This is a genomic window from Pseudomonas sp. NKUCC02_KPG (genome assembly GCF_019345465.1).
GTDB lineage: Bacteria > Pseudomonadota > Gammaproteobacteria > Pseudomonadales > Pseudomonadaceae > Aquipseudomonas.
This window is the reverse complement of sequence record NZ_JAHKRC010000012.1, coordinates 82355-105138: the sequence shown is the minus strand read 5'-3', so window position 1 is coordinate 105138 and position 22784 is coordinate 82355. Positions and strand designations below refer to the sequence as shown.

Sequence of the window (22784 nt, the reverse complement as noted above, 5' to 3'; positions counted from 1 at the left end):
GCAGCCGTCGCAAAAGCATGCGCGGCGGTTCGCCAGTTAAACCAGGTGCTACAGGCAATGCCTTTTCAGGCTGTTTGCGGCACCCAGGTATCAATCAGCGCAGCCAGCTCTTCGCGCCTGAACGGTTTGGCCAGATAGTCGTTCATCCCCGCCGAGCGGCAGCGCTCGCGCTCTTCGGGCATTGCATTGGCGGTCAGGGCGACGATGGGTAACTTTGGCCAGCGCCCACGGTGACGAATTTGTCGGGTGGCCTCATAGCCGTCCATTACCGGCATGTTGCAGTCCATCAACACCAGATCAAAGGTTCTCTGCTCCAATTGTTTCAGCGCCTCGCCGCCGTGGGCCGCTACTACTACGTCACACCCCAATTTGCTCAACATGCCCTTGGCCACGAGTTGGTTGACCGGGTTGTCTTCGACCAACAGAATCCGTGCGCGGTGCGAGACAGGCGTGCTGCTGGTCCGATCCGCCGGGACGTCTTGATCGTTTTTCTGTAGCAGATACTGCAAGGTTTGATACAACGCATGGCGCGATAGCGGCCTGGCTTTTTGCTGCAGGGGTGCCAGTGCACTGACCTGATCACTGGGCATGAAGTTTCCATAGGCAGTGACCAGCAGGATCGGTGCGCTGATTGCCGGCCGCAGGCCAAACAGGCATTCGGGGCAATCAGTAATCAACAGATGAGGGTCTGTGCCGTCCAGACGGGCGTCCAGTGAATAGTGTGTGTAGTCGAGCCCCCACAGGGGCAAAAAGCTGGCAAGCAACTCGCTCAGGCCGCTGCTCGCCGCACTCACCACAATAACCCGCCCGGACAGTGGTTTGGGCGTGATGGCGGGGGCGTAGCAAGGCAAAGGCAGTTCGGCACAGAACTGGCTGCCAAAACCGATTTCCGAACTGATGGTCAGTCGTCCGTGCATGACCTCGCACAAGCTGTTGGTCAGGGTCAGCCCCAGCCCTGTGCCCCCAAACTGACGGGTAATGCTGGCTCCAGCCTGGGTAAAAGGGCTGAAAATTCGCGCCTGAGCATCCTGGGCAATGCCGATGCCGGTGTCGCACACCTCGATGCGTACCTGATCGCCCTGTGCGCTGAGGCGCACATCCACCCGTCCGAACCGGGTGAATTTCAGGGCATTGGATAGCAGATTGCTGACGATCTGGCGTACCCGTGTCGGGTCACCCAGCACCAATGCGGGGAAGTTCGGGTCGATCAGGCACGTCAGCTCCACGCTGGGGGCTGCGTTCTGCGACAGCAGGTTGGCAGTGTCTTCGATCAGCGAACCCAGGTCGAAGGCAATATGTTCCAGCTCCAGTTGGCCGGCATCGAATTTCGACAGGTCGAGAATGTCATTGAGCAGTTCGACCAGGACTTTGCCAGAGTCGTGGGCTATCGACAGTTGCTGGTGTTGCTCGGCATTGAGCGGGCTGTCCAGGCACAGCGCCAGCATGCCCAGCAAGCCATTGAGCGGGGTGCGTATTTCGTGGCTCATATTGGCCAGAAAGGCAGACCGTGCCTGGGCCATTTCCAGTGCAGTGCTGCGCGCAGATTCCAGCTCTTCATTGGAGTGACGCAGTTGTTCGTTGATGGTTTCCAGCTCTTTGGTGCGCACCGAGACGATGGTTTCCAGTTGCGCCAGGTACTCGGTGAGGCTGTTTTCAGCGCGGCGCCGATACTCCATTTCACGGGCCATCGCCTCGAACTGTTGATTGGCGGCGTTGACCAGCACACCAATTTCATCGTCTTCATGGCCGCAAGGGTACTGCACCTTCGATTGGCCAGGGTCACCGGGCAGACGCTGGCTTATCTGTCGAATCACCCGTACCAGCGGCTTGGTCAGCATGACGTAAAACAGGCCCAGGAGGATAAAGGTCAGGATGATGCTGCGAATGAAACCGCTGAGCAGCGTGACTTCCGCCCGCTGCAAAAAACGCTTCCCGAAGGGATAGGTATCCACCTCGAGGTGTAAAACCCCGATGCTTTGTTCAGGCAAGTGATTGAAGTACAGTCGTTGGTCAAATGAGCGATTGGAACCAAACAAATAATCGCTGAGTGCTCGATAACGCCCGCTTTCAGGCTGATCCTGAACAGCTGCCAGGACCACATTGTCGCTGTCGACAAGTTGTGCGCCGGTGATCGCCGGTGATCGCAACAGACCGAGCAAGAGCTCTTGTGCCAGCTCTGAGTCGAGGTTGTAGGCAATGCGCGATGCCGGGTTGTGGCTGATCTCAAGCAGAGACTGGATTTCGCGATTGATGGCGGCGTTTTCACTGGCATAATCGATGCCGATTTGTAGCAGGCTAAGGATGGATCCGAGAACCAGACCGACCAGCACAGTCAGTTTTGCTTGTTTGAAAGACAGGCGATGGGTGAGTTTTATATCCATGGGGTGCTGCACCTGTTTCCATTTCCTTGCGGCGTGCAAGAGTAGTCGATGTGTAGGACAACCGGCAGGTATAACTGCGGTATTTGCCGCAAACCGGGTGAGTCATGTCGTGGATGGCGGATAAATGTGCGTCATATCAATATGCCATCATTGTGTATCAGTCTGAGGAAATGTTGTGAATTCTAAACTGGATGCCTTTTTGGAGCGTGCCGAAGCAGTCCTTGCACGTCTTGAACCCTTGCTGCCAGCGCAGCGTGAACCGATTGAGTGGCACGAGTGCCTGGCTGCCCGTTGGCAGCGTGAAGGTCGCTCCGGTTACCTGCTGCCGTTGCAGGTCAGTCTTGAAATGCGCCTTGCGGACCTTATCGGCATTGATAATCAGCGTGATCAGTTGGGTCGCAACACCCGGCAGTTTCTCGACGGTTTGCCAGCCAACCATGCCCTGTTATGGGGATCACGGGGTACGGGCAAGTCATCGATCATTCGTGCCTTGCTGGCGGAGCACGCAGATGCCGGGCTGCGCCTGATTGAAATCGAGCGCGATCATCTGGCCGATCTACCGCGAGTGGTCGAACTGTTACAGGGCTTGCCTCAACGTTTTGTATTGTTTTGCGATGACTTGTCCTTCGAGGCTGGCGAAAGCGATTACCGGGTGCTGAAAAGCGTCCTCGATGGCTCCCTGGAACAAGCGCCGGATAACGTGTTGCTTTACGCAACCTCGAACCGTCGCCATCTGGTGCCTGAAAAAGAGAGCGACAACGAAAACTGGAAGAACGTCGACGGTGAGCTTCATCCCAACGAGGCCGTAGAGGACAAGATTGCCTTGTCCGACCGTTTCGGCCTCTGGCTGTCGTTCTATCCCTTTACCCAGGAGCACTTCCTGAGTGTGGTCGAGCACTGGATCGACGTATTGGCCAGCAAAGCCGGTTTGCAGTGGCAACGCGACGAAGCGCTGGATATTCTTGCCGTGCGCTGGGCGACCGGGCGAGGCAATCGCAACGGCCGTTGCGCCTATCAGTTCGCGCGTTACTGGGTGGGTTTGAAATTGTTGGAGCAAGTGAATGATTGATTTGAATGCCACAGGTGCCGGTCTGAACGGCTACACCTTGTTGCAGGCTCAACTGGAGTCGTTGTTGGCGGATGAGCGGGACTTTATTGCCAATGCCGCGCAATTTTCAGCGTTTTTGTTTCACCAGCTGGATGATCTGAACTGGGCTGGGTTTTACCTCAACCGCAATGAAGAGTTGGTACTGGGCCCGTTCCAGGGTCAGATCGCCTGTGTCCGGATTCCTTTTGGACGTGGCGTTTGCGGGGCCGCGGCTGCGAGCAGGCAAACACAGCGGGTTGAGGATGTTCACGCATTTGCCGGGCATATCGCTTGCGACAGTGCTTCCAACAGTGAGCTGGTCGTTCCGTTGATCAAGGATGGCCGGCTGATCGGTGTGCTCGATCTGGACAGCCCGAGTGTCGGGCGGTTCAGCGAGCAGGACCAGCAGGGCATTGAAGCACTGGCTGCGATCTTTCTACGTCTGAGCGAGTGCTGATACCGGTCAAGTCGTCAGCCCGGCCTTGAGCATGAGCGCATCGATGTCGACTGAATCGATTTGTTCCGGTCCGAGAAACTGCCGGGCGTACTGCATAAACACCTGTTCGTGCATAAACAGCGCGAACAGTTGGGGGTCAATGTGGGCATCGCGGCACATCGTGGCCATGATGCTCAGGGCCTCACTTAACGTCTTGCTGCGTTTATAGGGGCGATCCGAAGCGGTCAGTGCCTCGAAAATGTCGGCAATCGCCATCATCCGCGACTCCAGGCTCATCTCCTCACGCTTCAAGCGTTTTGGATAACCGCTGCCGTCCATTTTTTCGTGATGTCCACCTGCGATCTCCGCGATGTTGCTCAGGTAACTGGGCAGGGGCAGGCTGCTGAGCATCAGGATGGTTTGAACGATGTGATTATTGATGATGTAGCGTTCCTCATTGGTCAATGTGCCGCGTCTGATGCTCAAGTTGTACAGTTCGCCGCGGTTGAACTTGTATTGCGGTATGTCGAGTTTGAAGCCCCAAGGGTTTTGCGCAGCAATCACGTCGGCTTCGGGCCGGATGAAAAGGTGCTCCGGTTTGTCGGCGAGCAATCGCTCTGTGACCGGCAAGGCATGTTCCTCACGGGTGGACTGGCGTTTGTGCTCTTCCCAGGACACCCCAAGCCGATCGTCCAGAGTCCGGCTCCATGTGCGTCGTGAAATGGCGTTCAAACGCTCAAGATCAGCTTCCATCATGGCTTCACCTCCCACATTGCATTGGGCGACAAAGGCAAAGTCGTCATCCAGCGCCGACAAGCAGGTGTCGCGCTGCTCCGTGAGTTGTTGATCATTGCCGCCCAGGGCGCGCGCTTGCCAGTAGTCGATCCATGCATCGCGCTTGAGCACTTCAAAACGGGTGCGGATCTCGTGAATGCGGTCGTACAAGGTTTCAAGCTTGGTGGCCTTGTCGACCACATACTCCGGCGTTGTGACCTTGCCGCAGTCATGTAGCCAGGCCGCGATGCGCAGGGCCTCCCATTGTTCGTCCGAGGGGTTGTACTGCTCAAACGGTGGCTGCTGGCTCGCCGCCGCCGCTTGGGCCAGCATCAGCGTGAGGGTTGGAACTCGCTGGCAATGGCTTGCCGTATACGGGCTTTTGGCGTCAATGGCTCCAGCCAGCAGTTGAATCAAAGCATCCAGCAACTGCTTTTGCCGTGCTTGCAGGCGCTGGCTCTCAATGGCGACCGCAGCTGTGCCTGACACCGCCTGGATAAAGGCAATCCGGTCAGCCCGCAGATGATCCTGATCGTCAAGCGAGCCACTGTTGTTCAACACCAGAACCAGAATACCGACGGTCTCGCCGTGGCGGTTGTGCAGGCGAATGCCGATCAGATGGATGCTCTGGCTGTCCAGTTCGTGCATCAGTGGTTGCAAGTCGCCAGCCTGCTCGAAAGTGAGTGCGCGGGCCACACTGTCATGGCCTTCGAAAAGTGCCCGCAGCCATTCGGGGCTCTGATTGTCGTCAGGGTCTAATACCGACTGCGGCTGGGTTGTGAGGTCCTGGGGCTGGCCATTCATGATCAAGCCTTTTAACTCCAGTTGCGTACTGTCGTTTTTTGCAAGGTAGATGAGCCCGGCCTGTGCCTGCGCGATTTTGAGCGTCTCAAACAGGACCGACTGCAACAAAGGTTCAAATCGGGTATGAGCAGAGAGGCTGGAGGTGATTTCAAAAAAACTGGCGAGCGTTTCTCTCATTCGTCCCATGGAGGCTTCCAGCTGGTCAATCTCAAGCACGGGTGACTGCTTCCTGGGCGCGTAGTTGAAATCAAACCGCCGAATGGCATCGGCCTCACGCACCAGTGCCTGCAAAGGTTTGACCAGTAATCGGGACGTCACCCAACCCATGGGTACGCACAGGAAGAGGGCAATCAGCGTCATCATGGCACCTTGCCATCGCAGCTTATAGGCATCTGCCAGCAGTTCGTCTTCCGGGACCATCATGGCCAGCTGCAAACCATTGGATCCGCCGTCGTCCACCTTGAATTGTGACGTGATCCATTGGCGATTGCCGTCGTTCAGGCGATGCTCAGTGGTTGCACTCTGCTCGATCAAATAGCTCAGGGCCGGGCTTAATTCCGAGACTTTGGGTAGTTTTGCGGGATCCTGGGCGGTTAAGAGCTTGTTGAAATCCGGATAGGCGATTGCCCGGCCATCGCCATCGAATAAAACGATTTGCGTACCGGGCGTTGTCTGATGGCTGGCGAGGGTACTGGACAGTTGAGAAAGGGTTACGTCGGCACCCATGACTGTATTCGTGGCGCTGCGTCTGGCTAATGTGGTGCCCACTTCCCGGGTGGAAAAAAACAAATAGGGGCTGGTGGTGGCTTGATTGTTGTCGGCGTGCACCGGGATAAACCATTTTCGGGTGCGAGGGTCATAGGTTTCACCCGGGATGTTTCGCTCTTCCAGCTTGGTCAAATGTTCATCCAGATATATTTTTTTTGACTCAACCGTACCGTTTGGTTCCGAGCGTTTTATCGACCAGACTTCGTAATTCGCTTGTGGCGGTGCATGCAACTGCAGCCTGATCGCTTGATTGCGCAAAGGCCTGACCAGGAAAAAGTTTCCGTTGTCATCTCCCAGGAACAAAGCAGACAGGGTGTGGTTGTCTTCGAGGGTTTGTACGAAGGGCTGCAACAGCCCCATTCTCAGTTCGACTCGATCAGTCATGGCATCAGGATTGAGAATCAGCAGGTTCAGTGCGTGCCTTATGGGTTGGTAGGCATTGAGCAAATCATGCTGCACATCCTGTTCGATATAGCCGAACAGCTTTTTACTGCTGTCGAGAATGATGTGGGTGGTTTGTAGATAGTTAAAAACGCCCAGCACTAAGCCGAGCATGAGCAACAAAAATGTAAACATCGCACTGATGTGGACATGCAATGGGAACTGGCGTTTGTGAGAGCGCGCAGTGTTGCGCATGAGCGTTTTCTCCGCAGACAAAAGCTTGCTGGTGCATGTAAGCATAGTAAAACCGGGCCAAATTGCTCATTCCTTGGTCCGGTTCAGCCGGCGGTTCAGGTGTTGTTAGCCAGCTTTTCAAGTTGCCGGGTCAACGCCTGTTCGAGTTCCTGCATGGCGCCTTGTACCCGATTGCGAGCTTGGGTGAGGTTTGCCCGGTTTGCCTGTTCCAGCGCTTCACACTGCGTGATCAGGGTATTGGCTCCCACAATGCGGGCCGCGCCTTTTATCCGGTGAGCAATGTCGCCAAATGTTTGCAACTCCCCGTTGTCAGGAATCTCAAGCAACGCTTTGAGATCCTGCCGGTTACTGCGTATCAGTTCTTCCAGCAAGCGTTGGGTCTGTGCGGTGTTATGTCCGGAAAGTGAATAGAGGCATTCAACGTTGAACACCTGCGAGCAAGGGTAGAGGGGCTCAAGGGTAGTTATTCGTTGGCTCAGCAGGGTCAGGCTGATGGGTTTGAACAGGCAGTCGTCCATCCCGGCCTGCTCGCAGCGCTGGCGCTCTTCAGGTTGGGCATTTGCAGTAAACCCCAGCACCGTACAGGGTGGTTGTTGTAGCGTCCGCTCATGCTGGCGTATGGCTCGAGTCAGGTCATAACCGTTCATGACAGGCATGTTGCAGTCAGTAATGACCAGATCGAATGCACCCTTTTTCCAGGTTTCCAGTCCAGATGCACCATCGTGTTCTGTGGCAAAACGATGCCCTAAAAACCCCAGTTGCTGGCACATCAACAACCGATTGGCGGGATGGTCATCGACCACCAGAATGTTAAGTTGGCGAGCCGCCGGATTGATTGCTGGCTCTTGCGTCGCAACCATCGGGGAGGGGGCCAGGGCTGGAACCTTGAGTGTTATTTGAACCAGGGTTCCTACTTGGGGTTGGCTGCACAGTTCTAGACTGCCGCCCATCATTTCGCACAGGCTGCGGCAAATCACCAGACCGAGACCTGCGCCGTTGAGGGCGAGCTGCCCGCTGTTTTCCACTTGTGCGAAGGGTTCAAACAGGCGCGCCTGATCGCCCTTGCTGATGCCGATGCCTGTGTCTTTGACACTCAACTTGAGTTCAACCTGATCAGCAGTGTGGGTGGGTAGCAAGTTGAGTTCGAGGGTTACCTGGCCATGTTGGGTGAATTTGATTGCATTGCTGATCAGGTTGGTCAGGATTTGCTTGAATCGAAGTGGGTCGATCAGTACATCGGGGGCGTTGTCTTCGGGATTGAATATCAGGGAAAGGGTCAGGCTTTTTTGCCGGGCCAGGCCATCAAAGACCCTGATCACTGAATTGGCAAGACTGCGCAGGTTGACGCGTTCAGGGGACAGATTCAGCCGTCCGGATTCGATTCGGGCAATATCGAGAATATCGCCGATCAGTTCCAGCAGGTCCTTGGCCGAATTGTAGGCAACCTCAATGGAGGGACGGTCCAGATGTCCCTGGTCGGCACGCTTCAAGGTAAGTTCAAGCAAACCGATCACAGCGTTCATGGGTGTGCGAATCTCGTGGCTCATGGTTGCCAGGAAGGTGCTTTTGGCCCGGTTGGCGTCATCGGCCAGCTCTTTGGCAGCGCGAAGTTCATCCAGGAGCTGGCGACGTTCACTGATATCAATCCAGCCTCCGATAATGCCCTGAACCTCACCCAGCGAATCCCGATAAGGAAGGATCCAGTGGTAGATGGTGAACGTTTTGTCGCCAATATTCAGTGGCCGATCAACGATAAGCGGTGTGCCTTCACTCATGACCCGCAAGTAGTCGGCCTGATAATCATGGGCTTCATACGTGTTGTTCAAGAGGCTGCAGGTTTGCATCACCGTCTTGCCTATGATTTCTTCTCGCTTGGCTGAAAAAGCTTCCAGATAGCTGTTGTTACAGGTTTTAAGAATGCCTTCTCGATCACGCACATAAATTGGGTGAGGCGTGCCATCGACCAGCGCCCGCATGAACTCGAACTGATCACTGAGTGCACGTTCAGCCATTTTTCGTTGGCGGATCTGACGCCGCATATAGGCATTCCAGACCAGTGACAGCAGCAGTAAAAGGCTTGTGCCAATGATGATCTGGTAGATCAGGCGGTGATAATTGCGCCAGTAACTGTCCGATGCCGGAATGTACCCACGCCAGCGGCTGTTGATAATGCCCAGCTCATCTGGAGCAATGCTCAACAGTGCCTTGTTGAGGATTGAGCCCAGCTCGGTGGCATCTCGTGCCGTAGCAAGGGAAAAAGTGGCGGGCTGGGTGCCGATGGTGGCGCTGATTTGCAAACGGTCCTGAAACAGCTCGGAACCCAGCAAATAATTGGCAATCACCAGAGTGCTGACCGCACCTTGCACTTGGCCTTCGGCCAGAAGTTCTGTGGCGCCATGGATATCCTCGGTTTCAATCAGGTTTATCTGTGGGTATTCACTGCGCAGGTATTCTGTCAGTGGGTTGCCTTGGGTCAAGGCCAGTTTTTTACCCGACAGCTGCTCAAGGCTTGCGGGTTGTTCATAGCTTTTTGCTGTGAGCAGGACAAATGAGTTTACGAGGTAGGGACGACTGAAGTTGAGGGTGTCCTCCCGGGATACCGACGGGCTGATGGCGGCGATGATGTCGACTTCGTGTTGATTGATCATCCGGATCATGGATCTGAAGCTCTGTGCGCGCTGTATCTCGAAGCGCAGCCCTGTGCGCAAGCGAATCATCTCCAGCAGATCGGCAGTAATGCCTCTGAAATTCCCGTTGGCGTTAAAGAAAGTCAGTGGCACCAGGGTCTCGTTGACGACTACCTTGACCACCGGGTGCTGAGCCAGCCAGCGTTCTTCCAGCTTTGTCAGTTGCAGTTTTTGATCGGAGAGTAAAATGTCACTGCCTGCGCTCCAGCGTTTGGCAATGCTTTCTTGTTCACTGTTGGGCACGGCCTTGAGTGTGGCATTGATGATGTCGAGCAGTTCCAGGTTGTCACGGCGTACGGCAAAACTGAAACCGTGGGCCTCGTGCTTGCCAAAATTGGCCATTTTGATGTTCTTCAGATACCCCTTGTTGATCATGTAGTGGGTCGATACCGTATCCCCCAGAAACACATCGGCCTGATCGAAAGCCACAGCGTTTATGGCGTTTTGATAGGAAGGGTAAGACTGAATGATTGCCTTGGGGTAAAGCGCCTTGACCTCATTGAGTGGCAAGTAGTGGTAGACCATGCTCAGGCGCAAGCCTGCCAGTCCTTGGGAGAGCGAGCGAGTTTCTCCCTCCCGGGTGACCAGTACGGACTGATCGATGGCGTATGGAGTGGAAAGCAACAGGTTCTGGTTGGCGGCTTCGAAGCCATTTGAAGTGCCGAGCAGGTCGATCCGTCCCTCTTCAAGTGCCTTGATGGCAGCGTCTCTGGAGGCAAAACGCTGAACTTTTATCGAAACGTTGAGGGCTTTGGCCAGAATGCCAACGTAATCGGCGGTGAAACCTTCGTAGTCCTGACCGCTGTCGGTTATGTCGAAGGGCGGGTAGTCTGCGGTGGAGGTACCCACCAGAAGTTCGGGGTTGTTCTGTAGCCAATAGCGCTGTGCTTTATTCAGCGGGACGTCCATCTGATAGGAGCCCGAGCGGCTGAGCAATGAAAAGGTTTCAGTGCGGGGTGGCTCGGCGAACACTGATGTACACAGGATCAACCCTGCGAACAGTGATAAATACTTGTTTAACCGCGTGGGCATCCTATTTCTCACACCAGGGCGTTACGTTTGGCCAGTTCGATAAGGTCTACGAGAGAATTGGCTTTTAATTTTTGCATGAGCCTTTTTTTGTAAGTGCTCACCGTTTTGTTGCTGAGGAACATGCCGGTGGCGATTTCCTTGTTTGTTTTACCTTGTGCAAACAATTTTAGAACCATGAGCTCCCGATCGTTAACTTGTTTGAAAAGCTCAATTTCGGAGAAGTTGTCAGTTTCATTTTTTTCAGGAGTCAATGCTTGGCTTGGGAAGTAATTGTAGCCGGAAAATACAGCTTTTATTGCACTGACAAGTTCACTCAGTTCCTCTTGCTTGCACACGTAGCCCGCAGCACCGGATTGCATGCAGCGCATGGCAAAAAGCTTGGGGGACTGAGCTGTAAGGACCAGTGTCTTAAGTGTTGAATTCATTGTGTTGAACCGTGATAACACTTCCAGGCCATCGAGTTTGGGAATGCTGATATCGAGAATTATCAGGTCTGGTACGCATTCCCGGATCATTTGCATTGCATCTACGCCATTGTCGGTTTCTCCGACTATTTCATAACCTTCATGTTCTAACAACATCCGAATGGCCAGCCGGATAACCGGATGGTCGTCGACAATAAAAACGGTGTTCATATTAACGCTCCCATAAACTAATTCATAGAAAGCGCGCACCTTAGCTCAGATATAAGAGCGTGAGCACGAATCGATATGCCTACAAGCGTAGTATGGGAATTTTCCTACGATAAATCAGGCGTGGACTCACGCTTTGTTTGAAATGGTGGAGCGTTTTAGTCGTATTTGGAGTCGTGAGTTTAAAGTGTTGGTTAAGAAGTTTGCACTTTCATGGGAATAGTCCTACGTATAGCTTCTTTGTGTCTACATAACGTTTTATGTGTGTTTCTTATATTCGGGTTGTTGTTTTTTTGATTGGGCTGAAAGTTTATGGGCGCCTGCAGGCGGCAGAAACGATCAGTCCGGAAGGATGAATGCCCTCCCTTTGTAAAAGGGCGGGCAACAAGTATCAGCCCGGGCTGGATTGGCCCGTCATTGCCCGTGCCATTTCGGTGGCATAGCTATCGGTCATACCGGCGATAAAATCGATGATGCGCATGAAAGAGCGATGGAGTGGCCAGTGCGGATCGGGTGCGTTATTGCCCAACAAGTCGAGAATGCGACGATTTTTGAATGATGGGACTCGTCCTCCATGCTGCTCCAGTGCAGCGCCACAAAAGGCATTGAGCAGGATTTCCAGAGAGGTATAGGCGCCGATTTCATGCAGGGTCTTGCGTTTGTCCTGAAAGATTTTCTTGCGCGCCATGTCCTTGGCATCCAGTACACAGCGCTTGGCCGGGCCGTGCATGTGCTCGACCAGGTCCCCCGGCAGAGTGCCTGCCAGCAGCGCATCCTGCTGCTCGACAAAGGCCTGGGCGGCAGCGTTGGTCAGATGCTCGATTGCCTTGCCACGCAGTATGGCCAGCTTGCGTCGCCGGGAATCACCGGGGCCCAGCAGGCGGTAGGTTTCAGGCAAGTCATCACCCACCAGATCCAACAGCAGGGACTCGACTTCAGCGTACTGCAGCAGGTCCATCTCCAGGCCATCTTCAAGGTCGATCAGCGCGTAGCAAATGTCATCGGCCGCCTCCATCAGGTAGACCAACGGATGGCGCGCCCAACGCTGGTCTTCTATCTGGGGCAGGCCCAGTTTTTGAGCGATTCCTTCGAGCAGGTGCAGCTCGCTCTGGTAGCACCCGAACTTGTGCTTCTTGTAACCCAGCGAGTCAGCGTGGCGCGCAGTCCAGGGGTACTTGAGGAAGGTGCCCAGCGTTGCGTGGGTCAGGCGCGTACCGCCATCAAACTGGTGATATTCCAGCTGCGTCAGCACGCGAAAACCCTGGGCGTTGCCTTCGAAACTCAAGAAATCATTGCGCTCAACGTCACTCATGTCGTCCAGCCAGCCACGTTTGGCTGCCTGTTCAAACCAGTTGCGAATGGCATCCTCTCCGGAGTGACCGAAGGGCGGGTTGCCAATGTCATGGGCCAGGCAGGCCGATTGCACCACCATGCCCAGGTCGGCCGGATCGCACCATTCAGGCAAGGCGCTACGGATTGTTTCACCCACGCGCATGCCCAGTGAACGACCGACACAGCTGACTTCGAGTGAGTGGGTGAGGCGGGTATGGATATGATCGTTACTGTTGACCGGGTGGACTTGAGTCTTGCGTCCCAGGCGACGAAATGCCCCAGAAAAGATAATCCGGTCGTGATCTTTGTGGAAAGGGCTGCGCCCGAGCTCTTCGGGGCTGTGATGAGGTTTTCCCAAGCGTTCGCGATTAAGCAGGGTTTGCCAATCCAAGGCGCAGTGCTCCGTTAATGACTAATGGCGCAGCTTCTCGCTTCAGGCCGGATGCTGCAAGAGGGGCAAGCCCCGTCCTGCAGAATGAAGGAGGGTGGTTGCGCCGCTCAAGGCTTGCGCGATGCCTGGATAACCATCTTGATCAGCGGTATCAAACCTGTGGTCAGGCCTATCCAGCGGGAAGCACCTTCGGCGTTTTTACTTTTGGCGCCTCTGCCTGTCAGAAAACCAAGTAAGGTCACAATCCCGACTCCCCACAGGGGAGCGTGCTTGATTCCAAGGGTTTCCTGCCAGTTGCTGGTCATCCCGCGCATTTTTTGCAAGGGCTGCAGCAACTGTTGGGATTCATGACGAATCTCCTGGCGATGCATTTCCATGCGCAAGCGAATCAGTGTTTTACGCAATTCCTGGCGTGAGGCGTTTTTTGGCAGTTCAGGCAGGCTCATGGCAGCAAACGCTCGCGGTCTTTGGCCAGCTCTTCAAGCGTGGCGTTGAAAGGAGATGACTCATCGAACACCGCGGCTTTGAGGCGCAGCCCGCAAAAAACAGCGGCCAGCGTATAAAACAGACAAAGCCCGATGATGCCCGGGATGCGGTAACTGTCCCAGAGCAAAATCATGACCAGCGCCGACAGCCCGATCAACAGCAGAAGCCCGAACACGAGTGCCAGGCCGGCAAACAACAACAGGCTGACCGTGCGCGCCTTCTGCTCTTGCAGCTCAATGCCCAGCAGCTCGACATGACTGTGCAACAGACCCAGAAACGCGGCACCCAGGCGCCGCGGTGAGGAACGGGGGGTACCTGATTCGTCTGTCATATCAGCGCCGCGTTGCCAGCAGACCAATCAAAAAGCCTACGCCTGCCGCGATACCAACGGACTGCCAAGGGTTGCTCTGAACGTAATCTTCAGTGGCGATCACGGCGGCTTCGCCACGGTCTTTCAACGATTCCTTGGTTTCTTCCAGTGTTTCACGGGCTTTGTACAGGCTGTCCTTGATCTGGGCGCGCAGCTCTTCAGCTTGATCCCCGGCCAGGGAAGCGGTGTGCTCCAGCAGCCGTTCGGCGTCAAGCACCAGAGCCTGGAAATCGGCCATCAGTATTTCTTGAGCATTCTTTGCTGTTTTGCGGGCCATGATTAACTCCGTTAGTGGCTTGTTGATCGTTCGAGTGTAGGTCTTCGGCGAAGGTTCACTCGCTTCTGCGCCTTCGCATGATCGTTGGCAAGGCGCAGGCAAGAGATGTTTGTGTTGAACAGGGACCAACCTTAGCTTAAATCAATCGTTTTCGCGGGGGGTGGATGCATCACGGGAGTCTGTATTTTCAAAACAGCCTTCAAGCAAGTGATACCGATCATGACGCACTTGATCCACTCGGCGTTGCACGGTTTTTTCAGGCAGCCCAAGCATGATCAGTGCGTGGGAGGCGAGCATAAGGCTGGACTCCAGCAATTCGGGAACCACTTCAGTCGCACCGGCAGCCTTGAGGTCAGCCAGTTGGCTGTCGTCGCGGGTTCTGACCAGGATGGGGACTTCGAGTGTGATCAGCCGGGCCTCCTTGAGCACGCACATGGCGACCTCGGTGTTGTCGACGGCAATCACCAGCAGTCGCGCCCGATCCACGCCGACGGCACGGAGTAAATCCCCGCGACGGGCGTCGCCGTAGTGCACGCTGTTGTCCGCTTTTGTAGCCTCCTGAATGCGGTCAGGGTCGTAGTCCAGTGCGACAAAGTCCTTGTTTTCACGGCGCAAGAACCGCCCGATGGACTGGCCTACGCGGCCATAGCCACACATCACCACGTGCCCGTGCAGTTCGGCACTTTGAGCGGCTATTTCTTCCAGTTCGGCCTCCTCATAGGACTGGCGGTGCAAGCTGGCAGCAATTTTCGGTGCAGCCCTTAACAGCAGAGGCGTCAGCAGCATTGAACAGAAAGTGGCTGCCAGCAGGTAGCCTGCGATCTCTGGGGGAATGAGCGAGTTGAGCTGCATTTGGGCCATGAGTGCGAAGCAGAACTCGCCGCCCTGGGCCAGTGCCAGGCCACTGCGCCAGGCCGTCTCACCGTCACTGCCGCGCAGCTTGACCAGCAGTGCAACCACGCAGCCCTTGATCAGCATCAGGGCCAGTGTCAGGCCCAGAATCAGGAAGCCATCGTGAACGAACAGTTGCAGGTCAATCAGCATGCCGATACTGACGAAAAACAGGCCCAGCAAGATGTCGCGGAAGGGCCGGATATCGGCTTCAATCTGATGCCGGTAGTGGCTTTCGCCCAGCAACATGCCGGCAAGAAAGGCACCCAGGGCGGGTGACAGGCCGAGCAGGTGAGTGAGCCAGGCGGTGAGCAGCACGATCACCAGCGCCAACAATACAAACAGCTCGGCTGAGCGTGATGCGGCTACTTCGTGGAACAGGCGCGGCAGCAGAAAGCGGCTGGCAAACACAAGCCCGAAAAACAGAATCACTGTCTTGCCCAAGGTTATCGGCAAGGCCCAGTACCAGGCCTGATCGCTGCTGCCAGCGAATACCGGCACCAGGGTCAGCAGCAGCACCGCGACCACGTCCTGAAAAAGCAGTACGCCGATGGCGTTCTGGCCGTGACGACTGAAGATTTCTCCCAGGCTGGTGAGCTCTTTGCTCACGATCGCCGTGGACGACAAGGCGAGCCCGGCGCCCAGTAAAAATGCACTGTTGAGACTCATGCCAAACGCATACAGCAGGCCGCCCAGGGCAACGGCTGAGCACAGCACTTGCAGGCTGCCAAGACCAAACACTACCCGGCGTAGCTTGAGCATCTTGGGCAGTGAGAACTCCAGCCCCAGGGAGAACAGCAGGAATACCACCCCAAGCTCTGCCAGGTCTGGCAGATCCGGGCTGTCATTGATCCAGTCCAGTGCGGTGGGGCCGACGAACAGGCCAACACACAAATAACCCAGCACCGGTGGCAGTTTCAGGCGCCGGAACAGTGCAATGACTACCAGTGACGAGGCAAGGATGATGAGCAAATTGGCAAACACGAAAGTCTTCCCTGTCAGATCGAGTAAAAAAGCCGCGAGCATCCGGTAATTGAGAAGGGATGGCGCTGATGTGGGTCAAGCGTAGTCGCAAGGATTGCAACAGAGCGATTGTATTGCCAGGCCAGCCAAGTGACTGGTGGTGCCGGCTGCAGGTCGACGTCTTCGGGCAAGGCTCTTAAGATGAGCACTTTATTCCTCAGGTCGTTATTTATGCCTCCCGAATGTCAATTGTTCGGCACCCTGGGCTGTCATCTGTGTGAGCTGGCCGAAGCGATTCTAATGCCTTTGGTTGAACATGGGCTGATGGTCGAGCTGGTCGATATCGCCGACAGCGATGCGTTGTTTGAAACCTACGGTCTTCTGATCCCCGTATTGCGCCGGGTCGATACTGGCCAAGAGCTGGGCTGGCCGTTTGATACCGAGCAGGTGGTGAGCTTTCTCGGATAAATCCTGATGGGGTTCACCGGGTCTTTGCGCGATAATCGCCAGCTGCATTTATCGCCTGAGTGTTTCTATGTCGCCCCAGCCTTTCAACGCCGCCGAGCATCAAGCCAGCACTTTGTACCTGCCGCCGGGTAGTTGGCTCACGGTGCTCGACTGCCTGTGTGAGCACTTTCGAGCCATCAGCCGCGATCAGTGGCTCGACCGGATTGCCCGTGGCCGGGTACTGGATGCCAATGGAGCGCCGATCAGTCCGCAACTGGCCTACAAGGAAGGGCTGCGCATTCACTACTTTCGCGAAGTGCCTAACGAAACGCCGATCCCCGTGCAGGAAACCATCCTGTATGCCGATGAGCATCTGGTTGTCGCGGATAAACCGCACTTTCTACCGGTGACCCCTGCGGGCGAATATGTTGAGCAAACGCTGTTGCGACGCTTGATTCGAACCCTGGATAACCCTCATCTGGTCCCCCTGCACCGGATAGACCGGCACACGGCAGGCCTGGTGCTGTTTTCGGCCAACCCTGAGACTCGCTCGGCGTATCAGTCGTTGTTTCCCACGCGTAAAATCGAAAAGCGTTACGAGGCAATTGCTCGGGCCTTGCCTGATCTGGAGCTACCGCGCGTGCACAAAAGCCGCTTGGTGGAAGGCGAACCCTTTTTCCGCATGCAAGAAGGGCAGGGCGTCAGCAACACTGAAACCTTGGTCGATATCTGTGAGAAAAAGGGTGATTTGTGGCGCTACGCGCTGTATCCCGTGACAGGAAAGAAGCATCAGTTGCGGGTGCACATGGCGGCCCTGGGGGCAGGGATCTGCAATGATCCGTTTTACCCTGACGTGATCAAGGACGCCGTCGATGACTATGCCAATCCGCTAAAACTGTTGGCCCAGAGCTTGCGCTTTGCAGACCCGCTGACGGGTGAGGCGCGTTTTTTCGAGAGCCGGATCACGCTGGACTGGTAATAACAGAATCCGCACAAGGGGAATGCGGTTCACGAAAGGTGGGGAGCGAGCCTGCTCGCTCCCCCAAAGCCGGATTACAGCTCTTTAACGGTGCGAATCTGGTCTTTGTTGATGCGGGTTTTTTTGCCGTCCAATTGCTCGAACTGATAGAAACCCGAGGCATCATCGTACTTTGGCGCATCGACTGTCTGGATTTCACGGCCGTCGTTAAGTGTGATCACTGAAGGCGAAGAGCAGCCAGCAAGGGCAGCCAGGCCAGCAGCAAGCATCAGGGCGGCGAGAGTCCGGTGAGTCATGGTGTATCTCCAACAAGTGAATGTGCTGTTATGGATTACTGTCCCTGAGACGTATACATCGTCTGCAAGTTCCATTACTAGTGTCTGGCAGACGCCTGCGCGGTTTATTCCAGTAAATCCGGGGTGTTGAAATTGATCAGTCGGGGATCATTTTCGGCGCATTGCCAGGCCTGTGCATTGAGCTGAAGCATTATTTTTCGCGGACTGCGCTCACCCGCCTGCCAGGCGGCTTCGAAGGCAGGCGCCAGTGCAGTCGGGATTACACACAGCAGCGGCTCCCACTGTTCGCCGTGGCGCACCATCGCCGGTTGCTCAGGGTGCTGGCGGGCTGCGTCAAGCAGGGCAACGAGCAAATCGCTGTCAATGTTTGGTACGTCACAGGGCAGCACCAGCATGTGTGTGTTCCGGGCCGCGGCCAGTCCCGCGCGTATCCCTGCCAGAGGTCCGTCAAAGTCATCATTGCCATCACTGACCAGTTGATCGGCGTAGGGTGCGTATAGCTCGTGGTTGCGATTGCACGAAATGATCAGGTCATCGCTCAGCGGTCTTGCGAGGCGCTGCGCGAACTCGATCAGCGGCTGGCCCCGCCACGTCACCAGCCCTTTGTCCTGGCCGCCCATGCGCTGGCCGCGCCCCCCCGCCAGCAGCAAAATGGAGCATTGAAACAGGCTCATCCGGTACTCCGCACAACCAGCGAAAAGAAGGGCTGTGATATAACACCGGGCTGTTTATCCTACAACTGGACCTCGTCTATGAAAGCCAAGGTTGATGCACCTTTCGTACCTTTGAACATCGCTGTTCTGACGGTTAGTGACACCCGAACCCTCGAAACCGATACCTCTGGCCAAGTCTTTGTCGATCGCCTGAGCGATGCCGGGCACACCCTGGCGGCGCGGGTATTGCTCAAGGATGACCTGTATAAAATTCGCGCCCAGGTCGCCACCTGGATTGCCGAAGATGAGGTGCAAGTGGTGCTGATTACCGGCGGCACCGGGTTTACCGCCCGCGACAGCACGCCAGAAGCCGTGAGCTGCTTGCTGGATAAACAGGTTGATGGCTTTGGCGAGTTGTTCCGTCAAATCTCGGTGGCCGATATCGGCACTTCGACCGTGCAATCCAGGGCCCTGGCCGGTCTGGCCAACGGCACGCTGGTGTGCTGCCTGCCGGGTTCGACCAATGCGGTACGCACCGGTTGGGACGGGATTTTGGCCGAGCAACTGGATTCCCGTCATCGCCCGTGCAACTTCGTCGCCCATTTGAAGCAGGCGCCGGCCTGTGACACCCGTGGGTAAGCCGGGTCGTACGGGCGAGCTGATGCCTGTCGAAGTGGCGTTGGCGCGCCTGCTGGCGCTGGCAGAAGCTGCGCCGATCCGCGACACCGAGTCGGTTCTTCTGGCGGCGAGCGAAGGCCGGGTGCTGGCCCATGACCTGATCTCAAGCCTTGACCTGCCGCCGTGGCCCAACAGCGCCATGGACGGGTATGCCCTGAATGTGGCGGATTGGTCGGGCGAGCCGCTAACGGTCAGCCAGCGTATTTTTGCCGGTGCGGCCCCCGAACCACTGGCTCCTGGGACCTGTGCACGGATCTTTACCGGCGCACCGATGCCAGCGGGTGCGGACTGCGTCGAGATGCAGGAAAACGCCCAGGTCCAGGCCGACGGTCGAGTGGTTTTTACCCATGCCTTGCGTACAGGTCAGAACATTCGTCCTCAGGGGCAGGAAACCACCGTTGGTGAGGTCGTCCTGCCTGCAGGCACGCGCTTGGGGCCGATTGAGCAGGGCCTGGCAGCGTCCTTGGGATGCGCAGCACTGGACGTGATTCGTCGGGTCAAAGTCGCGGTGTTGTCCACGGGCGATGAGTTGATCGAGCCGGGCCAGCCGTTGGGGCCGGGGCAAATCTACAACAGCAACCGCGTGTTGCTGTGCAGCTGGCTCACGCGACTGGGCTGCGAAGTGGTCGATGGGGGTATTTTGCCTGATGACTTGCCTGCAACCCGTCAGCGCCTGGGTGAGTTGGGGGCGGTCGACCTGATTCTTTCCACGGGCGGAGTGTCGGTGGGCGAGGCGGACTTTTTAGGTATTGCGCTTCGCGAAGAGGGCGAGCTGGCCTTGTGGAAGCTGGCAATAAAACCGGGCAAACCCCTGACCTGCGGACATTTTCGCGGTGTGCCGGTGATCGGCTTGCCGGGCAATCCTGCGTCGACTCTGGTGACGTTCGCGCTGCTGGCACGGCCGTACCTGTTGCGCCTTCAGGGCGTGCAAGCCGTCGAACCACTGAAATTCCAGGTGCCTGCCGGGTTCGTCTGGCCCAAGCCGGGCAATCGCCGCGAATACTTGCGCGCACGGTTGGAGCAGGGGCGTGCGGTGATCTACAAAAACCAGAGTTCGGGGGTTTTGCGCAGCGCAGCATGGGCCGAGGGCCTGGTGGAAGTCCTTGAGGAACGTACCTTGGTTGAAGGCGACTGGGTGGGGTTTATCCCGTTGAGTGAAGTGCTGGGGTAAGCCTGGCGTGCTGTAGCCGCTGACGAAGGCCCTTCGATCCTTATCGCAGCCTGCGCCAGCGGCTACACAGTCGAGTCATTCAGCGAGGGGCGCTCGCCCATAAATATCAGTCAGGCGCACGATATCGTCTTCGCCCACATACGCGCCGCTTTGCACTTCGATCATCACCAGATCATGTTCTCCTGCGTTGCTCAGTCGATGAGGGCTGCCGGGGTTGATCAGGGTGGACTCGTTGATGCCGAGGACGAAATCAAGGTCGCCATTAGTCACCTGCGCCGTGCCGCTGACCACGATCCAGTGTTCGCTGCGTTGTTGATGGACCTGCAATGACAGTGCGGCCTGAGGCTTGACCACGATGCGCTTGATCTTGAACCCCGGCCCTTCCTCCAGCACGGTGTAAGTGCCCCATGGACGGGTCACTGTACGGTGCAGACGATAAGCATCGTGGCCCTGAAGCTTGAGCGCCTGGGCGATGTGCCTGACGTCCTGGCTGCGCCTGGCATCGGCGACGAGCAGCGCATCCGGCGTGTCGATAATGATCAGGTCATTGAGACCGACCCCGCCCACCAGGCGCTTGGGCGAATCGATGTAGCAGTTGTGTACATCGTGCAGCACGTTTTCGCCATTGCACTGGTTGCCATTGGCATCTGCCGGGCTCAATTCACGTACCGCCTCCCATGAGCCGATATCGCTCCAGCCCAACTGGCAGGGCACTACGGCGACTTTTTGCGAGTGCTCCATCAGTGCGTAGTCGATGGATATATCGGGCACCAGGGCAAAGCTCTGGCTATCCAGTTCCAGATGGCGCTGCTGTTTACCCTGGAACACCTGGCTGTGCTCGAGGCAGTTGATCACTGCAGCCAGAACATGGGGGGCGTGAGTCTTGAATTCGCGCAGCACACTGTCGACGCGCAAGCAAAACATGCCGCTGTTCCATAGATGCAGCCCGCCCTCGAGGTAGTCCTGGGCCGCCTGTGCTTCAGGCTTTTCAACAAACCGCTCGACTTTGTAGCCGTCGCTGCCCAGCTTCTGGCCTTTTTCGATATAGCCAAAGCCGGTTTCAGCCCGGGTTGGCAAAATGCCAAAGGTCACCAGCCAGCCCTGGTCGGCCAGTTGCCGGGCGCGGTCTACCGCCTGGCTGAAGGCGGCATTATCGGTAATCAGGTGGTCGGCGGGCAGCACCAGCAGTTGGGCGTCTTCGCCGTAACGCCGGGCAACGTGCAGCGCGGCAGCAGCGATGGCCGGGGCGGTGTTGCGGCCAAAGGGCTCGAGGATAAAGTCCAGCTCCAGGCCTGCGTTGTTCAGTGGACGATAATCGTCTAGGGTGCGGAAAAACACGTCCCGGTTGGTGACGGTCAGCAACTGGTTCACGTCGCGCAGTCCGATTGCGCGATTGAAGGTCTTCTGCAGCAAGCTCTCGCCATCCGGCAAGCACATGAAGGGCTTTGGCATGGCCTCTCGTGACACCGGCCACAGCCGGGTGCCAGCGCCACCGGCGATGATGCAGGGAACGAGTGTGCTCATTCAAAACGCCTCTAGAATCATTGGATTGCTGTCAGAGGGTGAAGTCTGACGGGTTATGCGGCTTTGATCGACCCGTGGAGGTTAAATCGCGGGTACATGAGTCGTTCTTGCAAGGCTGTTGTCCAAGCTATCGGACCGAATTTGTCGAGGGATGGAACATGAGTGCAGGTAAGGCGTTTTTGATTCTGCATGGCAAGCAAGCGCTCAATGAAGAGGTGCGGGCGGCCGTTGAGCAGCAGCGTGCGGCCGGGTGGGAATTGGCGGTACGCCTGACATGGGAAGCCGGGGACGCCCAGCGTTTGGTGCACGAGGCGCTGGATGCGGGTTATACCCATCTGATTGCGGGCGGTGGCGATGGCACATTGCGTGATATTTGTGAGGCCATGGCGCTGGCCGATACCGAGGCCAGTCTGGTGCCGTTGCCTTTAGGCACGGCCAATGATTTTGCGCGGGCGGCGGGCGTGTCGCTTGAGCCGAGCGAAGCCCTGGCCTTGCTCAATGTGCCAGCCCGGGCCGTTGATCTGGGCGAAGTGGGTGGTCAATTGTTTTTGAACATGGCCACGGGGGGCTTTGGCAGTCAGGTGACGGCCAACACCTCGGAGGATCTGAAAAAGGTACTGGGCGGCGCGGCCTATCTGTTTACCGGGCTGACGCGCTTCAGTGAGCTGCATGCCGCCTACGCCGAGTTGCAGGGGCCGGACTTTCACTGGAAAGGCGAGCTGCTGGCGCTTGGGATTGGCAACGGTCGCCAGGCGGGAGGCGGGCAAATGCTGTGCCCTGATGCCCTGGCCGATGATGGCATGCTGGATATCAGTATTTTGCCTGCCCCCCAGGAAATCGTAGGCACCCTGAAAAGCCTGATGGCTGAGGGTTGGGGGCTGGATAACCTGTTTGTCCGGGCGCGTTTGCCCTGGGTTGAAATCAAGGCTGCCGAAGGCCTCTCGATGAATCTCGATGGCGAGCCGCTGGAAGGTGATGCCATGCGCTTTACCGTGCGCAATGGTGCATTGAAGGTTCACTTGCCCGAGGGCTCGCCTTTGCTGGGCAGTGAGTGACTGCGGGTTAGTTGATGGCTATCCAATATCAAGT

General features: G+C 56.6%; 19 protein-coding genes. 7 read left to right on the top strand and 12 right to left on the bottom strand.

What is annotated here, in order from left to right:
• Positions 1-65 precede the first annotated feature (65 nt).
• On the bottom strand, positions 66-2381 hold the full coding sequence (locus KO536_RS16895; protein ID WP_219262501.1) for a response regulator: 2316 nt from the start codon (positions 2379-2381) through the stop codon (positions 66-68).
• Between the two features lie 175 nt (positions 2382-2556).
• Between KO536_RS16895 and KO536_RS16890 the strand changes: the two genes are divergently transcribed.
• Together KO536_RS16890 and KO536_RS16885 are read left to right on the top strand one after the other, a co-directional pair.
• Positions 2557-3450, top strand: coding sequence for an ATP-binding protein (locus KO536_RS16890; protein WP_133077861.1), 894 nt, complete (start codon positions 2557-2559; stop codon positions 3448-3450).
• Positions 3443-3925, top strand: a complete 483-nt coding sequence (locus KO536_RS16885; protein WP_133077860.1) for a GAF domain-containing protein — start codon at positions 3443-3445, stop codon at positions 3923-3925. Before KO536_RS16890 ends, KO536_RS16885 begins: the two co-directional genes overlap by 8 nt.
• A 6-nt stretch (positions 3926-3931) precedes the next feature.
• Here KO536_RS16885 and KO536_RS16880 read toward each other — a convergent pair whose 3' ends face one another.
• The 8 genes from KO536_RS16880 to KO536_RS16845 form a co-directional block, all read right to left on the bottom strand.
• On the bottom strand, positions 3932-6886 hold the full coding sequence (locus tag KO536_RS16880; RefSeq protein ID WP_133077859.1) for an HD domain-containing phosphohydrolase: 2955 nt from the start codon (positions 6884-6886) through the stop codon (positions 3932-3934).
• 95 nt (positions 6887-6981) lie between these two features.
• On the bottom strand, positions 6982-10605 hold the full coding sequence (locus KO536_RS16875) for a transporter substrate-binding domain-containing protein (protein WP_219262500.1): 3624 nt from the start codon (positions 10603-10605) through the stop codon (positions 6982-6984).
• Positions 10606-10613: 8 nt separating this feature from the next.
• On the bottom strand, positions 10614-11240 hold the full coding sequence (locus KO536_RS16870; RefSeq protein ID WP_219262499.1) for a response regulator transcription factor: 627 nt from the start codon (positions 11238-11240) through the stop codon (positions 10614-10616).
• 388 nt (positions 11241-11628) lie between these two features.
• On the bottom strand, positions 11629-12960 hold the full coding sequence (locus KO536_RS16865; protein ID WP_219262498.1) for a deoxyguanosinetriphosphate triphosphohydrolase: 1332 nt from the start codon (positions 12958-12960) through the stop codon (positions 11629-11631).
• Between the two features lie 107 nt (positions 12961-13067).
• Positions 13068-13406: a hypothetical protein gene (locus tag KO536_RS16860; RefSeq protein ID WP_133077855.1), complete on the bottom strand. Its 339-nt coding sequence runs from the start codon at positions 13404-13406 to the stop codon at positions 13068-13070.
• Positions 13403-13777, bottom strand: a complete 375-nt coding sequence (locus tag KO536_RS16855; RefSeq protein WP_133077854.1) for a phage holin family protein — start codon at positions 13775-13777, stop codon at positions 13403-13405. Before KO536_RS16855 ends, KO536_RS16860 begins: the two co-directional genes overlap by 4 nt.
• Position 13778: 1 nt before the next feature.
• Positions 13779-14093, bottom strand: a complete 315-nt coding sequence (locus KO536_RS16850; protein WP_133077853.1) for a YqjD family protein — start codon at positions 14091-14093, stop codon at positions 13779-13781.
• Positions 14094-14234: 141 nt separating this feature from the next.
• On the bottom strand, positions 14235-15968 hold the full coding sequence (locus tag KO536_RS16845) for a monovalent cation:proton antiporter-2 (CPA2) family protein (RefSeq protein ID WP_219262497.1): 1734 nt from the start codon (positions 15966-15968) through the stop codon (positions 14235-14237).
• 210 nt (positions 15969-16178) lie between these two features.
• On the opposite strand from KO536_RS16845, the gene KO536_RS16840 reads away from it, so the two are divergent.
• Positions 16179-16415 carry a glutaredoxin family protein gene (locus KO536_RS16840; protein ID WP_046809656.1) on the top strand — a complete coding sequence of 79 codons (237 nt, stop codon included), beginning with the start codon at positions 16179-16181 and terminating at the stop codon, positions 16413-16415.
• Positions 16416-16482: 67 nt separating this feature from the next.
• A complete protein-coding gene (locus KO536_RS16835) occupies positions 16483-17373 on the top strand; it encodes a pseudouridine synthase (protein WP_219262495.1) in 891 nt (296 codons plus the stop codon).
• A 74-nt stretch (positions 17374-17447) separates the two neighbouring features.
• Here the strand turns inward: KO536_RS16835 and KO536_RS16830 are convergent, their stop codons facing one another.
• Positions 17448-17669 carry a YgdI/YgdR family lipoprotein gene (locus KO536_RS16830; RefSeq protein ID WP_133077850.1) on the bottom strand — a complete coding sequence of 74 codons (222 nt, stop codon included), beginning with the start codon at positions 17667-17669 and terminating at the stop codon, positions 17448-17450.
• Positions 17670-17773: 104 nt separating this feature from the next.
• Positions 17774-18343, bottom strand: a complete 570-nt coding sequence (gene mobA / locus KO536_RS16825; protein ID WP_219262494.1) for a molybdenum cofactor guanylyltransferase MobA — start codon at positions 18341-18343, stop codon at positions 17774-17776.
• 78 nt (positions 18344-18421) lie between these two features.
• Between mobA and moaB the strand changes: the two genes are divergently transcribed.
• Together moaB and glp are read left to right on the top strand one after the other, a co-directional pair.
• Positions 18422-18961, top strand: coding sequence for a molybdenum cofactor biosynthesis protein B (gene moaB, locus KO536_RS16820; protein WP_133077848.1), 540 nt, complete (start codon positions 18422-18424; stop codon positions 18959-18961).
• The gene (gene glp, locus KO536_RS16815; protein WP_133077847.1) at positions 18945-20171 is read left to right on the top strand and encodes a gephyrin-like molybdotransferase Glp; all 1227 of its coding nucleotides are present in this window, start codon (positions 18945-18947) and stop codon (positions 20169-20171) included. Before moaB ends, glp begins: the two co-directional genes overlap by 17 nt.
• Before the next feature lie 75 nt (positions 20172-20246).
• On the opposite strand, the gene KO536_RS16810 is transcribed toward glp, so the two are convergent.
• Positions 20247-21695, bottom strand: coding sequence for a mannose-1-phosphate guanylyltransferase/mannose-6-phosphate isomerase (locus tag KO536_RS16810; RefSeq protein ID WP_219262493.1), 1449 nt, complete (start codon positions 21693-21695; stop codon positions 20247-20249).
• Positions 21696-21853: 158 nt separating this feature from the next.
• Here KO536_RS16810 and yegS point away from each other — a divergent pair, with 158 nt between their 5' ends.
• Positions 21854-22750: a lipid kinase YegS gene (gene yegS, locus KO536_RS16805; RefSeq protein WP_219262492.1), complete on the top strand. Its 897-nt coding sequence runs from the start codon at positions 21854-21856 to the stop codon at positions 22748-22750.
• The last annotated feature ends 34 nt before the right edge of the window (positions 22751-22784 follow it).

Coding starts and splice junctions, on each gene's coding strand:
- KO536_RS16840 (WP_046809656.1), top strand. CDS start 16,179: ATGCCTCCCGAATGTCAATTGTTCGGCACCCTGGGCTGTCATCTGTGT.
- KO536_RS16870 (WP_219262499.1), bottom strand. CDS start 11,240: ATGAACACCGTTTTTATTGTCGACGACCATCCGGTTATCCGGCTGGCC.
- KO536_RS16835 (WP_219262495.1), top strand. CDS start 16,483: ATGTCGCCCCAGCCTTTCAACGCCGCCGAGCATCAAGCCAGCACTTTG.
- KO536_RS16895 (WP_219262501.1), bottom strand. CDS start 2,381: ATGGATATAAAACTCACCCATCGCCTGTCTTTCAAACAAGCAAAACTG.
- KO536_RS16830 (WP_133077850.1), bottom strand. CDS start 17,669: ATGACTCACCGGACTCTCGCCGCCCTGATGCTTGCTGCTGGCCTGGCT.
- moaB (WP_133077848.1), top strand. CDS start 18,422: ATGAAAGCCAAGGTTGATGCACCTTTCGTACCTTTGAACATCGCTGTT.
- KO536_RS16880 (WP_133077859.1), bottom strand. CDS start 6,886: ATGCGCAACACTGCGCGCTCTCACAAACGCCAGTTCCCATTGCATGTC.
- KO536_RS16875 (WP_219262500.1), bottom strand. CDS start 10,605: ATGCCCACGCGGTTAAACAAGTATTTATCACTGTTCGCAGGGTTGATC.
- KO536_RS16885 (WP_133077860.1), top strand. CDS start 3,443: ATGATTGATTTGAATGCCACAGGTGCCGGTCTGAACGGCTACACCTTG.
- KO536_RS16855 (WP_133077854.1), bottom strand. CDS start 13,777: ATGACAGACGAATCAGGTACCCCCCGTTCCTCACCGCGGCGCCTGGGT.
- KO536_RS16810 (WP_219262493.1), bottom strand. CDS start 21,695: ATGAGCACACTCGTTCCCTGCATCATCGCCGGTGGCGCTGGCACCCGG.
- KO536_RS16860 (WP_133077855.1), bottom strand. CDS start 13,406: ATGAGCCTGCCTGAACTGCCAAAAAACGCCTCACGCCAGGAATTGCGT.
- yegS (WP_219262492.1), top strand. CDS start 21,854: ATGAGTGCAGGTAAGGCGTTTTTGATTCTGCATGGCAAGCAAGCGCTC.
- KO536_RS16850 (WP_133077853.1), bottom strand. CDS start 14,093: ATGGCCCGCAAAACAGCAAAGAATGCTCAAGAAATACTGATGGCCGAT.
- mobA (WP_219262494.1), bottom strand. CDS start 18,343: ATGAGCCTGTTTCAATGCTCCATTTTGCTGCTGGCGGGGGGGCGCGGC.